A 12132-nucleotide genomic window follows, 5' to 3' on the forward strand; every position below is an offset into this window, starting at 1 on the left:
TAACAGAAATTGGTAACGTTGGTATTTTGCAGCATCTGGTTTTCCACCCTATTTACAGTCAGCTCGAGTTGCCGGTCAGGCATCGTTTTCCCATCGAAAAATACCAGGGGATCCATGATGCCCTGTGCGCTGGTGGCGTATCGGAGTCAGCGTTTATAACGCCTGCGCCGGTGGCCAGGGAAACACTGACCGCCTGCTACGATGCCAGTTATGTTGATGCACTGATTGGTGGCACATTAGATAGCAAGGCAATGCGACGCATTGGTTTTCCCTGGTCTGAACAACTGATTAAACGCAGCCTCACCGCAGTAGGTGGTACCCTCAAAACCGCTGAGCTGGCGTTGCAGCATGGATTGGCCCTTAACCTTACCGGCGGTTATCATCATGCTGCTGCAGATTGGGGTTCTGGTTTTTGTTTGTTTAATGATTTGTATCTCGCCGCCAGGCAGATGCTCACCAATCCAGGCATAGATTCGGTGCTTATTATCGATTTAGATGTGCACCAGGGAGATGGCACCGCGCTCCTCGCTCAGGAGGATACCGCGGTGATCACCTTGTCATTGCATGGCGAGAAAAATTTTCCTCACCGTAAGCAGCAGTCAGACATGGATTTCCCTTTACCTAAAGGGATGACGGATGAACCTTACCTTGCTACGCTGGATGAGGCGCTGAGTATAGCGGAACGCCTGTATGCACCCGATGCCGTAATCTATGACGCCGGTGTGGATGTGCACGAAAACGATGATTTAGGACTGTTAAATATCACTACCGCAGGGGTTTACCAGCGCGACTGTATGGTGTTTGATTGGTGTCGTCGGCATAACCTGCCCGTGGCTTGTGTTATTGGCGGCGGTTACCAGCGGGATATCAATGCGTTGGTAGACGTGCATCTGCAGATGTACCGCGCGGCAGGGGTTATTTCGTAGCGCTAAAATGCCGCCAGCTGGAATCCCAGACCGATACGGTTCTGGCGGCGGTCGTAGTCGATCAGGCTATCACCATAGCCATTAAAATACTGCAGTACCACTTCATAACGGGGAGACACCGGATAACTGACCGACAACTCCAGGCTACCACGGTTGTTATCAAACTCCAGGTTATTGCGCAGGCGGGCAAATAAACCAAAGCCTTTAATGCGCGTACCATAACCAAGTTCAATGCGGCCGTAATAGTGATTAATTCTGGGGTTATCATCGCCAGCCGGATCGTCCGGAGAGGTTTTTTCATCTTCGGGGATGCGATACCAGGTGCGCAGATAATAGATATCGTCAGCATCGCTGAACAAACTGGTCAGCATAATGCGGTTCCAACTGCGCGAGCGAAGCTCACTCTGACCGTTAGACATGTGGTTAAAGCCCAGCTGCAGGGCATTAAAATCGATACCAAGGAGCTTTATATCGGTATTCCACTGATAGAAAATTTCCGGCTCGTAATTGGTTTCCCTGAAGGGCTTGGATACTTCACTGTTATAAAGTTGCCAGAACGAGGTAAGCGTAAAGCCAAAATAGACGCCTTCTACGGAGTCGGGCTGGGTGTATAGAGGCAGCTTTACACTGATTTGAAACTTGGCTTCCTTACTGTCGACGTTATCTTCGGTCAGTCCGGCATTGCCCAGTGCATTGGGATTATCCACATAAGTAAACGGCAGAAAATAGTTGCGCTTGTACTGGGTAATCGCAAAGGCATTATTTAACAGGTTTTTATCGGCTTCGAAACGTTTTTTGAACAGGCTTGGCCGGGCAATCAGTCCGCTTTGCTGCTCCTGGGTTGCTACTTCGCTTTGTTGCTCGTTATCGTCGCAATAGCCGAATGCTGAGGTTGTCAGCAGTACCAGACCAAGAGCGAAGCGATTAAGGCTCAGCGGTAAAATCAATGGTGAGTCCCTCATGAGCTGCAATCAACTGCAGTGGCGATTCTGCAATGGTGATGTATTGGTTGCAGTGGTCGATGATGTCATCGATATCCTTGTCCGTGCGGCTCGGATCATGACTGTAAAGTGCCAGCCGTTTGGCGTTACATGCCATGGCCAGTTTCACCGCTTCTTCGGCTACCGAATGCCCCCAGCCACTTTTGGCCGGCATGTCAGATAACATGTACTGGGCATCATGGATAATTAAATCTGCGTTTCTGGCAAATTCCACAAAGGTAAGAAAATCGGTTTCTTTTTTATAGGGAGGGTAGAGCTCATTGTCGGTAATGTAGGCCACTTTAAAGCCGTTCTCTGATACCGAATAAGCACTGCCTTTACCCGGGTGATTCATGGGCAACCGTGCAATGGTTGCGCCGTTGAGCTTCCAGCTGTCGATGTTTTCTGGCTGCGGCGTGATGGTAATTTTCGAGCGCAATGCCGAAAAAGGTACCGGAAACACTGAGCCCTGCATTTGTTTAATGATGGCATCGTTTTCTGGCAGTGATGTTTGCCCCGGGGTGATAAATATTTCACGGTCCGGTTGATAAATGGGAGTGAAAAATGGGAACCCCTGAATATGATCCCAGTGATTGTGGGTCAGCAGAATATGAATAGGGGTTTGCTTTTTAACCAGCTTATCGCCAAGGAGCCGGATGCCGGTACCGGCATCGAGGGAAATATCGGTGCCGTCACTCAGCTCGATATGTACGCACGCAGTGTTCCCCCCATAACGCACATACTCTGCGCCCGGTGTTGGAATGGAACCTCTTACACCATAGAAGGTTAACTGCATGCTGACTCCTTACCTAACGGGATCCGCCGGATGGCTTACCCCGTTATACTACAATCCGCTGATAAACGCGGTGACTTCCGTTAATTGTAATAAAGATTTCTCACCGCTGCGGCGATTTTTATACTCAACCAGTTGTTCATCAAGGTTGCGCTCGCCAATTACGATACTGTGAGGTATTCCTACCAGCTCCATATCTTTAAACATAACGCCCGGGCGTTCTTTACGATCGTCAAACAGGACTTCCACCCCCGCGGCGGTAAGCTCTGCGTACAGCGCTTCAGCTGCTTCCATAATACGCTGTGATTTATGCATATTCATAGGGATCAGCGCTACTTTGAAAGGAGCGATTGGATCAGGCCAGATAATGCCGTGCTCGTCGTGATTTTGCTCAATAGCTGCAGCTACCACGCGTGATACACCAATACCATAACAACCCATGCTCAGGATTTCATGTTTACCATTTTCGTTCAGTACGCCACAGCCCATAGCTTCTGAGTATTTGTCTCCGAGCTGGAAAATATGACCGACTTCGATACCGCGCTTAATTTCGATGGTGCCATTACCGCAAGGAGATGGGTCGCCGGCTTCGATGTTACGCAGGTCGGCAGCGGTAATTTTTTCTGCGTATGCTTCGTCTTTTAGCGCCGCAGCCACTACGTAATCGGCAAATACCGGTACGTTCACAGTAGCCAGGTCGATATCATTGCCGGTGGCGCCAAGCACAGCTGATACGGTTTCATCATTGGCGGTAATCAAAGGTGCGGCTACACCACTGAGCTTTTCGGCTTTAATATCGTTAAGCGTGTGGCCGGCCGCCAGAACCAGTAACACCCAGCTGTTAGCATCGGCTTCGCCTTCTTCGTCGGCTGCCTGTACCAGTACATATTGCAGGCCGTCTACGCTACCACTTTCGACTTGTTGCGTTTGTGCCAGCTCTACGTTGGCCGCATAGTCTGAGCCGTTAGAGAAAGCGATGTTGTCTTCGCCGGACTCAGCCAGTACATGGAATTCATGAGATATGCTGCCGCCAATAGAGCCGGTGTCGGCCATTACCGGGCGGTAATCGAGCTGCATGCGTTCAAAAATTTTGCAGTAGGCGCCGTACATGGCGTCGTAAGTATCCTGCAATGATTCCTGAGTAATGTGGAAAGAGTAAGCATCTTTCATGGTGAATTCACGGCCGCGCATAATACCAAAGCGAGGACGCACTTCATCACGGAATTTGGTTTGAATCTGGTACAGGTTAAGCGGCAGTTGTTTGTAGCTGCTGATTTCGTTACGAACCAGTGCGGTAATCACTTCTTCGTGGGTTGGGCCTAACACGAAGTCGCGTTGGTGGCGGTCTTTAATGCGTAGTAATTCCGGACCGTATTCTTCCCAACGGCCAGTTTCCTGCCACAGATCAGCTGGTTGTACTACCGGCATTAACACTTCAATTGCCCCGGCTTTGTTCATTTCTTCGCGAACAATATTGGCGACCTTGTTCAGCACCCGCAAACCGGTTGGCAGCCAGGTGTAAAGTCCGGCAGCAAGTTTACGAATGAGACCAGCCCGAAGCATAAGCTGATGACTAATTACCTCAGCGTCAGCAGGGGTTTCTTTTTGTGTTGCTAATAAATACTGACTAGTGCGCATTGATGGCATATACCCGTTGGATGATTACAAAACCCGCGTATTCTAGCAGTGTTAGGGGCGCTAAAATAGCCCTAAGAGACCTGTTCCAGTGATGTCACCAGGACTTTGCCGTTTTCTACGCGCCACTGTATGTCACGATCGTAAAAAATTACCTGATAAGTCTTCGGATCGTTGTCTTGTGATTGTCGGTAAGCCGGACGAGGATCCTGACTTAAACACTGGATTATCAGGGCTTTTAAATCACTGTGAGGCTGGGCGTTTAACTGCGCTGTTGCCTGCTCAGTGAAATGTACTTCCCTGGCGGGCAGCGGGTGCTCATCAAGCAAATGCGCCTCGGCATCGTTAACGCTATCGCTGTAGGACAGGTAAGGTTTGATATCGATGACGGGCGTGCCGTCGAGTAAGTCAATGCCGCCCACATTGAGCTGCCACTGACCATTAAGTTGCTCAACGCCCAGATTTTTTACCACTGACATTCCTATGCCATTAGGCCGAAATGTGCTGCGAGAGGCAAACACCCCAATACGACTGTTACCGCCGAGGCGCGGTGCGCGCACTGTGGGAGACCAGCCCTGGTCGAGGTTTTCGTGAAATAAAAATAACAGCCACAGATGGGAATAAGTTTCGATACCACGCAGACAGTTTGCATCGTTAAAGGGAGGTGTCAGGCGCACACTGCCCCGGGCATTGGCCAGGGCGGGTTGGCGGGGAATGGCAAATTTTTGTTTAAATGGTGAGGCGATATGGCCGATGGGAGTTAACCCAAAGGCAGAAGGTTCGGACATAAATTGCAACACTTTTGTAGTTAGACTGAAACAAAGTTCAAACATTTATTCGCTATAGTAGCGCCGCTATCTAATTACTGGTAGTCCCTGGAACACTTTTCAGCCCGCCATCGTGCGGGCTTTTTTTCGCCCGTTACGCAGATAAGTCATCAATTTGCCGATTTTTTACATGATTGAAAATCCCGCGTATGCCAATATATAGCACTAACCACATACCTTGGTCTTTTGCAGTAAATCACAGCAACGCACAAAGGCACTGTTAAACAGAAGATCGTAAATAGGATGGCTATGATCTCGGTAAAAAATTTATCTAAATTTTACGACCATTTTAAAGCAGTCGATAACCTCTCTTTCGACATCGCGCCCGGTAATATCGTGGGCTTTCTGGGGCCGAATGGCGCAGGTAAGTCTACCACTATGAAAATGCTGACCGGATTTCTGCCGCCCAGTGAGGGAGAAATTTTTATAAAGGAACGGTCAATCGACAGCGATGCGAAAGCAATTCAGCGGGATATTGGCTACCTGCCAGAAGGTGCCCCTGCGTATGGGGATATGACGGTGTGGCAATTTTTGCACTTCATTGCCGATGTCAGAAGATTAAAAGGCGCCCATCGCAAAGAGCGCCTGTATGATGTAATTCATCGGGTTGAGCTTGGTGATGTTCTGAACCGGCCCATCGACAATCTTTCCAAGGGCTTTAAACGCCGGGTGGGGCTGGCTCAGGCTATTTTGCACGATCCGGATATCCTTATTCTGGATGAGCCAACAGATGGACTCGACCCCAACCAGAAACACCATGTCCGGCAGCTCATTGAAGATCTGTCGCGGGAAAAAATAGTGATCATTTCTACCCATATTCTGGAGGAAGTCGCGGCCGTGTGTAACCGGGTGATGATTATCGCCGACGGGCAATTACGCTTCGACGATACACCGGAAGTACTCAGACACCGCTCTCGTTTCTGTAATGCCGTGAGCCTGCGTCTTAGCTATGCCGCCGATATTTCCGGCCTGGCCGAACTGGACGGCGTAGATGAAATGGAAATCGACCGTAAGACAGGTCTGGTAACCTTATTTCCGGAGCCTGGTAAACATATCTTTCATGCCATTAATGAATATGTCACCCAACGGCGTTTACCGGTAGATACCCTGACCCTGGAGACCGGTCGTCTCGATGAAGTGTTTCGGGATATCACCACGGCGGAGGTGGCCAATGGGTAATATCTGGATTGTCACCAAAAGGGAATTTGCGAGCTTTTTCGCCACCCCGGTCGCTTACGTGTTTATTGCTATCTTTTTGATGCTATCGGGCATCTTTACTTTCTTTATCGGCAATCTGTACGAACGGGGCCAGGCCGATTTAATCCCGTTTTTTAACTTTCACCCATGGCTGTATTTATTTCTGGTACCGGCGATAGCCATGCGCAGTTGGGCAGAGGAGCGCAAATCCGGCTCAATTGAGTTACTGATGACACTGCCGATCAGTGCGGCTGAAGCCGTACTGGGTAAATTTATCGCGGCCTGGCTGGTACTCGGATTAGCATTAGCGCTAACCTTTCCGCTGTGGCTCAGTGTTGATTTTCTTGGTGAGCCCGACCACGGTATTATTGTGGCCGCCTATATTGGTAGCTGGCTGATGGCCGGCGCTTTTCTGGCTATCAGTACCTGTATGTCGGCGTTTACCCGTAATCAGGTGGTGGCGTTTATTCTGGCAGTGGTAGTGTGCTTCCTGTTTGTCGTCTCGGGCAGCAGCATCGTATTGGATGCTTTTCAGCCCTGGGCCGGAAACCTTATCCTCGATACCGTCGCCAGCTTCAGTTTTCTGAGCCACTTTGAGGCCATGGCCAAAGGTGTACTGGCACTTAATGATGTGGGCTATTTCTTTATCATTATGGTGGTTTGGCTCTATGCCAGCCTGATTGTTATTGAACAGAAAAAGGCGGATTAACCATGCAGAAATTAATCGCTTTTTTAACCCTTTTATTATTGGCCGTGTTGTGTCTGGGGCTGGTGGTTATTAATAATGAAATGCTGGGTGATTACCGTATCGACCTCACCGAGGATAAGGTGTATTCCCTGTCTGAGGGAAGCCAGCGGGTGTTGAATGATATCGATGAACCCATCGTACTTAATTTTTATTTCTCTGATACCGCCTCTAAAGGCATGACGTCGTTGCGTAACTACGCCAACCGGGTGCAAAGTTTACTGGAAGAGTATGAATCCCGGGCAAACGGCAAAATTACCTTAAATGTTATCGACCCTGAGCCGTTTTCAGAAGCTGAAGACCGGGCTAACCAGTTTGGCCTTACCGGCGCAACCCTTGGCCCGGTAGGCGATGCTATTTACTTTGGTCTGGCCGGCACGAATGCGGTAGATAATCAGTTTACGATAAACTTTTTCGATCCGCAGAAAGAACGATTCCTCGAATACGATATCAGCAAACTGATTTATCAGCTCAGTGAACCTGAACCTGTTCAGCTGACGCTGCTTACCGACCTTAATCTGATGGGCGGGCAGAATCCGATGAGCGGTCAGATGACGCCCGCCATGACGTTTTACAGCCAGCTAAGTCAGTTATACGACATCACAACCATTGGCAGTGATGCCTCACAAATTCCGGAGAGTACCGATGTGCTGGTGGTTATTCACCCGCAGAACCTGAGTGAGGCATTGCAGTATTCCATCGACCAGTTCGCCATGCGGCAGGGGCGGATCCTGTTATTTGTGGATCCCCACTATGAGTCGGATGCCATGGCCATGATGGGCTCTTTGGAAGCGAATAAGTCTGACTTTGGCTTGCTGGAAAGCTGGGGGATTGATGCCGGGCTTGATTCGGTGGTACTCGATGGTCGTCTGGGGCTGGATATTCGCACGCCTGAAGGGGCGGTAACCCGCCACCCTGGTATTATCGGACTGACCGGTGAGCAACTTAATCGAGAGGATGTAATCACAGCCAATCTGGAACTGGTTAACGGTTCGTCCTTCGCGCCTCTTACGCTGGCTGAAGGCAGTAATTTAACCCTCACGCCACTGGCTTATTCTTCTGCCGATGCGGTGATAGTGGATGGCACGGAGTACGCTATGACTCAGGATCCACAAGCATTGCAGCGCATGCTTGATGGTCCGGACTCCCAGCGTATCACCCTGGCAGCTCGGTTCAGTGGGCCGGCGACATCGGCGTTTACCCAGGCACCGGCAACAGAATCCGCCAGTGAGCTTAATATGGCCCATGTGAGCCGAACTGCTAAATTAAACCTGATTGTGTTTAGCGATGCCGACCTGCTGGCCGACCGCTTTTGGGTGCAGCAGGCCAATTTCTTTGGTGAAACTATTTACACGCCATTTGCCAACAATGGTGACGCTATCATCAATGCCAGTGAAAACCTGGCAGGCAGTGATGCATTGATCAGCATTCGCGGACGGGGCACCTACGCACGGCCGTTTGAACAGGTGCAGGCATTGCAGGTAGCGGCAGAAGCTCGCTTTCGCGAACAGGAAGAGCGTCTGCAAAATCAGCTCCAGCAAACAGAAGAACAGTTAGCCCAGCTGCAAAATGTGCAGACTGAGTCTGGCGCGCTAACGCTGACTCCTGAACAACAGGCAGCACTGGATACGTTTATTGCACAGCGCAACGAAATTCGCCGGGAACTGCGGGAAGTTCGTTATCAGCTGGAAAGGGATATCGACCAGCTGGGTAACTATCTCAAGCTGTTAAACATAGCCATCAGCCCTTTATTACTGGTAACTGTGCTGTGGGGACTGGCGCGGCTGCTGCGTCGCAGAGCAGGGAAGAAAACACTGGAGGCCATCGGATCATGACCCGTGTTGTTATATTATTTTTACTGGTCGTAGTGACTTTGGGAGCTGGCTATTATTTGGTAGTTGAACGTCATCCCGAGCAGACCGCTCAGTCTCATTTACTGTTGGGCGGACTGGCGTCACAAAGTAATTCGCTGACCCAAATAACCATCGAAAATACAGAAGGGCCATTATTTAAAGCGCGTCGGGAAGGGGAGCAGTGGCTTGCTACCCATCTGGATTCGGTAATGACCTTTCCGGTTGATGTGGAAACACTGGCCGGCTTCGTTAGTGCCCTGTCCCAGGCGCATATTATCGAGCCGAAAACCGCTAAGGCGTCGCGCTATGCATTGCTTGGCGTAGAGCCTGTTACTCAGCCGGGCGCACAAAGTACTCTGCTAACTATTGCCACGGATACTCAGCAATGGCGCGTGGTACTTGGTAATCTGGCGTCCAGTGGTCTTGGCCGATACGCGCGGGAGCCGTCGCAGCGGCAGAGTTATCTGATAGACGAAACCCTGCCGTTACCGCTTACGCCTTATGAGTGGTTGTTGCCTGACGTGATTGACGCCGGACTTACTACACTTAAGTCCATCGTTATCGATAAAGACCCGGCTTTTACCCTTTATAAAGGCACCGAGGGCAACTGGCAGCTCAGTGAGAATAAGTTACCGCTGGCCTATCCTGGCGTTCTGGCTCATACCCTGAACGACATTGTTAATTTTGAATACGACAGTGTTGCACCGCTAATAAATGAGCCTGCTGCAGCGCAACTTCGTCGTACCATCGACATCACTGCCGAAGACGGTAAATTGTTAACCATGACACTGTATCAGATGGATGACGACGAAGGTGGTTACTCATTGTTGCTGGCCGGCGATCTGGTAGCGGCTTCTCTTTCTGAGTGGATGTTTCGGCTGACTGACTTTCAGGCGCGCGGGTTGTTAACGCCTAAAGCGGAGTTACTGCAACAGCCGGGTAGTCCTTAACACCTTTCGCTCCGCGTTGTTTTAACGGGGAGCTTTACACGCTTTAAGCTGAGCCTGCAGGGCCGCTTCGCCGAGCGTTTCTGTGGTATTGATGTTGGTTTGCGGGATGGACTCGGGATCCGGGTGGTGCGCCAGTGCCTGCTCCATTTCGGCCTCACGAATAATGTGGATCACCGGGTGAGGAGCACGATTGGTAAAATGACTGGGCGCATTTTCCGCTTCCCCGGCAAACAGGTAGTCGGGATGAAAGCTGGCCAGCTGGTATTCCCCTTCATAGCCCCAGTGATTCAGAGATTGCTGAGCGACATCCACTAACATCAGGTAGTCATCAAACTGCTGCCAGCCGTCAGACAGCACCATCAGGGTGGTGGAGGTATGGCTGGTGGTATCCAGATGCAGAAATTCATCGTGCAATGCCTCCAGCACCCGGGCCATGTCTGATGAGGCGATGTCCACAAAACGAATGCGCTGCTGGTCTCGCACAAAGCGGGCAAAGGGGCAGAAATTATGGCCAATAACCATCTCATCAAGCCAGCGCTGCACATGCTGGCAGGCTGGCGTCTCGGGGCTGTAAGTCATGACTTTGAATTAAGAATGGAATTTAACGTAGGCTTCCAGCGTGTTTTCAATCAGGCTGGCGACAGTCATGGGGCCAACGCCGCCGGGTACCGGAGTAATCCAGCCTGCGCGTTCTACCGCTTTATCAAATTCCACGTCACCGACCAGTGAACCGGCAGCGGTGCGGTTGATACCTACATCAATCACGATAGCGCCGGGTTTGATCCAGTCGCCCGGTATAAAAGCGGGCTTGCCTACGGCCACTACCAATAAATCGGCGCGGCTGACATGACTTTTTAAATCCTGGGTAAATTTATGGCAGGTAGTTACCGTACAACCGGCCAGCAGTAACTCCAGTGACATCGGGCGACCAACAATGTTAGAGGCGCCAACAATCACAGCATCCAATCCTTTTACCGGACGCTTAGTGGCTTCAATCATGGTCATGATGCCTTTAGGTGTGCAAGGGCGTAAAGCCGGGATGCGCTGCGCCAGGCGGCCGATATTATAAGGATGAAAACCATCAACGTCTTTGTGGGGGTGGATGCGCTCAAGAATTTGTTCGGCATCGAGTCCGGCAGGCAGCGGTAATTGAACCAGAATGCCGTCGATAGCCGGGTCTTCATTTAATTCATCGACAAGGTCGAGCAACTGGTGTTGTGAAGTATCTGCCGGTAAGTCATAAGAACGGGAATTAAAACCCACCTCGTCACAGGCTTTACGTTTATTAGAAACATAAACCTGTGAAGCTGGATCGCTGCCAACCAGCACCACTGCCAAACCGGGCTCCCTTTTGCCTGCTTGCTTTAGTGAATCAACATATAAAGCGACGTCTCGTCGCACTTGTTTGGCAATAAGTTTGCCGTCAATCAAATGGGCGGTCATAGTTACTGGCTGCTTAATGAAGTAATTAATTAAAAACGATAGGACGTATATTTTCCCACAAGTATAGCGGCTAAGGCAAAACAACAAACGTGAATTGTTGGTCAGGAGCGTAAATTTGACTAATTTTAGATCGAGTTGTCGACTTTGTGAGCATACGATAATTTTAGGGTAAAAAAGTGTTTGACGAGGTAGGGGCAAGCCGGTAGTATGCGCACCCCGTAGCGGTGATGAAGTTCACGCCGATACGCAGGTTCGGTGAGTGGCGCAGCTTGGTAGCGCACTTGTTTTGGGTACAAGGGGTCGCAGGTTCAAATCCTGTCTCACCGACCACTTTTTTGCTAGCGAAGATTCGCCAAGCGTCCGTAGCTCAGCTGGATAGAGCAACGGCCTTCTAAGCCGTGGGTCGCAGGTTCGAATCCTGCCGGACGCGCCAAGCGACATCGGCAGGCTGAGAAGCGCAGGTTCGACCAATTTGTCTGGAACAAATTGGCACAGCCTTCAGGCTGGTCCGAAGGACAACGTACACGATGTATGTTGCAATCCTGCCGGACGCGCCATCGCGAATTCGGCAGCTAAGGTAGCAAAAAAGAAAATAATAGTTACCATACCACAACTATTATTTGTATAATGCAACACCTCAATGGTGGGCGTAGCTCAGTTGGTAGAGCCCCGGATTGTGATTCCGGTTGTCGTGGGTTCAAGTCCCATCGTCCACCCCATTTTCTCGCGGAAGTGGTGGAATTGGTAGACACGCTGGATTTAGGTTCCAGTGCTTCACGGCGT

At 50.4% G+C, this 12132-nt stretch carries 11 protein-coding genes and 3 tRNA genes; 8 read left to right on the forward strand and 6 right to left on the reverse strand.

Features of this window, described 5'->3' with window-relative positions:
* Window positions 1-23 precede the first annotated feature (23 nt).
* Entirely contained in the window at window positions 24-926 is a 903-nt protein-coding gene (locus tag D9T21_RS08085; RefSeq protein WP_206427248.1) for a histone deacetylase family protein, read from the forward strand.
* Between the two features lie 2 nt (window positions 927-928).
* Here D9T21_RS08085 and D9T21_RS08090 read toward each other — a convergent pair whose 3' ends face one another.
* The 4 genes from D9T21_RS08090 to tsaA all read right to left on the reverse strand — a co-directional run bounded on the left by D9T21_RS08090 (window position 929) and on the right by tsaA (window position 5122).
* A complete protein-coding gene (locus D9T21_RS08090; RefSeq protein WP_241155664.1) occupies window positions 929-1873 on the reverse strand; it encodes a phospholipase A in 945 nt (314 codons plus the stop codon).
* Entirely contained in the window at window positions 1851-2702 is an 852-nt protein-coding gene (locus D9T21_RS08095; protein WP_123324519.1) for an MBL fold metallo-hydrolase, read from the reverse strand. The genes D9T21_RS08090 and D9T21_RS08095 overlap by 23 nt, the downstream gene beginning before the upstream one ends.
* A 48-nt stretch (window positions 2703-2750) precedes the next feature.
* Complete coding sequence (proS, locus tag D9T21_RS08100; RefSeq protein ID WP_123324520.1) at window positions 2751-4337, reverse strand: proline--tRNA ligase; 1587 nt, start codon at window positions 4335-4337, stop codon at window positions 2751-2753.
* Between the two features lie 71 nt (window positions 4338-4408).
* Window positions 4409-5122 (reverse strand): tRNA (N6-threonylcarbamoyladenosine(37)-N6)-methyltransferase TrmO, encoded by a 714-nt coding sequence (tsaA, locus tag D9T21_RS08105; RefSeq protein WP_123324592.1) that lies wholly within the window; start codon window positions 5120-5122, stop codon window positions 4409-4411.
* 288 nt (window positions 5123-5410) lie between these two features.
* Between tsaA and D9T21_RS08110 the strand changes: the two genes are divergently transcribed.
* The 4 genes from D9T21_RS08110 to D9T21_RS08125 are packed head-to-tail and all read left to right on the forward strand — an operon-like array spanning window position 5411 to window position 9906.
* Entirely contained in the window at window positions 5411-6340 is a 930-nt protein-coding gene (locus tag D9T21_RS08110) for an ABC transporter ATP-binding protein (protein WP_123324593.1), read from the forward strand.
* Entirely contained in the window at window positions 6333-7067 is a 735-nt protein-coding gene (locus D9T21_RS08115; RefSeq protein WP_123324521.1) for an ABC transporter permease subunit, read from the forward strand. Before D9T21_RS08110 ends, D9T21_RS08115 begins: the two co-directional genes overlap by 8 nt.
* 2 nt (window positions 7068-7069) lie before the next feature.
* Window positions 7070-8938: a GldG family protein gene (locus D9T21_RS08120; protein WP_123324522.1), complete on the forward strand. Its 1869-nt coding sequence runs from the start codon at window positions 7070-7072 to the stop codon at window positions 8936-8938.
* On the forward strand, window positions 8935-9906 hold the full coding sequence (locus tag D9T21_RS08125; RefSeq protein WP_123324523.1) for a DUF4340 domain-containing protein: 972 nt from the start codon (window positions 8935-8937) through the stop codon (window positions 9904-9906). Before D9T21_RS08120 ends, D9T21_RS08125 begins: the two co-directional genes overlap by 4 nt.
* Before the next feature lie 21 nt (window positions 9907-9927).
* Here D9T21_RS08125 and D9T21_RS08130 read toward each other — a convergent pair whose 3' ends face one another.
* Both D9T21_RS08130 and folD read right to left on the reverse strand, forming a co-directional pair.
* Window positions 9928-10485: a DUF1415 domain-containing protein gene (locus D9T21_RS08130; protein ID WP_123324524.1), complete on the reverse strand. Its 558-nt coding sequence runs from the start codon at window positions 10483-10485 to the stop codon at window positions 9928-9930.
* A 9-nt stretch (window positions 10486-10494) separates the two neighbouring features.
* Window positions 10495-11349 carry a bifunctional methylenetetrahydrofolate dehydrogenase/methenyltetrahydrofolate cyclohydrolase FolD gene (folD, locus tag D9T21_RS08135; protein WP_123324525.1) on the reverse strand — a complete coding sequence of 285 codons (855 nt, stop codon included), beginning with the start codon at window positions 11347-11349 and terminating at the stop codon, window positions 10495-10497.
* A gap of 253 nt (window positions 11350-11602) precedes the next feature.
* Here folD and D9T21_RS08140 point away from each other — a divergent pair.
* The 3 genes from D9T21_RS08140 to D9T21_RS08150 all read left to right on the forward strand — a co-directional run bounded on the left by D9T21_RS08140 (window position 11603) and on the right by D9T21_RS08150 (window position 12068).
* Window positions 11603-11679: transfer RNA gene (locus D9T21_RS08140), tRNA-Pro, on the forward strand.
* Between the two features lie 26 nt (window positions 11680-11705).
* A tRNA-Arg gene (locus tag D9T21_RS08145) sits at window positions 11706-11782 on the forward strand.
* Window positions 11783-11992: 210 nt separating this feature from the next.
* Window positions 11993-12068: transfer RNA gene (locus D9T21_RS08150), tRNA-His, on the forward strand.
* The last annotated feature ends 64 nt before the right edge of the window (window positions 12069-12132 follow it).

The organism is Marisediminitalea oceani, assembly GCF_003731635.1.
Classification (GTDB): domain Bacteria; phylum Pseudomonadota; class Gammaproteobacteria; order Enterobacterales; family Alteromonadaceae; genus Alteromonas; species Alteromonas oceani.

Coding starts and splice junctions, on each gene's coding strand:
- D9T21_RS08095 (WP_123324519.1), bottom strand. CDS start 2,702: ATGCAGTTAACCTTCTATGGTGTAAGAGGTTCCATTCCAACACCGGGC.
- proS (WP_123324520.1), bottom strand. CDS start 4,337: ATGCGCACTAGTCAGTATTTATTAGCAACACAAAAAGAAACCCCTGCT.
- tsaA (WP_123324592.1), bottom strand. CDS start 5,122: ATGTCCGAACCTTCTGCCTTTGGGTTAACTCCCATCGGCCATATCGCC.
- D9T21_RS08110 (WP_123324593.1), top strand. CDS start 5,411: ATGATCTCGGTAAAAAATTTATCTAAATTTTACGACCATTTTAAAGCA.
- D9T21_RS08115 (WP_123324521.1), top strand. CDS start 6,333: ATGGGTAATATCTGGATTGTCACCAAAAGGGAATTTGCGAGCTTTTTC.
- D9T21_RS08120 (WP_123324522.1), top strand. CDS start 7,070: ATGCAGAAATTAATCGCTTTTTTAACCCTTTTATTATTGGCCGTGTTG.
- D9T21_RS08125 (WP_123324523.1), top strand. CDS start 8,935: ATGACCCGTGTTGTTATATTATTTTTACTGGTCGTAGTGACTTTGGGA.
- D9T21_RS08130 (WP_123324524.1), bottom strand. CDS start 10,485: ATGACTTACAGCCCCGAGACGCCAGCCTGCCAGCATGTGCAGCGCTGG.
- folD (WP_123324525.1), bottom strand. CDS start 11,349: ATGACCGCCCATTTGATTGACGGCAAACTTATTGCCAAACAAGTGCGA.